Genomic DNA, 662 nt, shown 5'->3' on the forward strand with positions numbered 1-662 from the left:
GGAAGGTCTGCACAACGCCCGCCGCAGCGAGCACTGATGCGCGATTTGTCACATGGCGCAATTCGCAGGGCATTCCGGCGCGTTTTCGGGCCGATTCCTGCCCCGTTGCAGGCCCTTCGGGCCGCAGCAGGCGCACTCATCCCCGTGCCTCGCTCAACAGCGTTCGGCGCACCATCCACAAGTTGCTCAGCGCAAACAGCGTGTGTAACTGTGCCGTGTTCTTGGCCAGCCCCCTGTAGCGCACCTTCACATGCCCGAACTGGCGCTTGATGACGCGGAAGGGGTGCTCGACCTTGGCGCGGATGCTGGCCTTCACGTGTTCGAGCTTATCGAGCACCGCGCCCATCGGCGTGGCCTTGTCCAGGGCCTTGCGCTTGCCCGGGCGCATCGCCACATGCCAGTGGGCTTCGATGTGCTGCACCTCTTCGCGCTTGGCCACCCCCTGGTAGCCCGCGTCGGCGAACACGTTCTCTTCCTCGCCATGCACCAGCGCCGCGGCCTGCGTCACGTCATTCACGTTGGCCGCCGTGCCGACGACCGTGTGCACCAGCCCCGAGTCGGCGTCCACCCCGATGTGCGCCTTCATGCCGAAGTGCCACTGATTGCCCTTCTTCGTCTGGTGCATCTCGGGGTCGCGCTCGCCGCTGCCGTTCTTGGTCGAA

1 protein-coding gene is annotated in these 662 nt (G+C 65.7%); it reads right to left on the reverse strand.

All coding sequences use genetic code 11. The features are described from left to right. Positions 1 to 136 precede the first annotated feature (136 nt). Positions 137 to 662, reverse strand: a 526-nt coding sequence (locus tag M3149_RS22680; RefSeq protein WP_251711614.1) for an IS5 family transposase, incomplete at its 5' end; no start/stop codon positions are given.

Origin of the sequence: Hydrogenophaga intermedia (assembly GCF_023715105.1) — a bacterium.
GTDB lineage: Bacteria > Pseudomonadota > Gammaproteobacteria > Burkholderiales > Burkholderiaceae_C > Hydrogenophaga > Hydrogenophaga intermedia_A.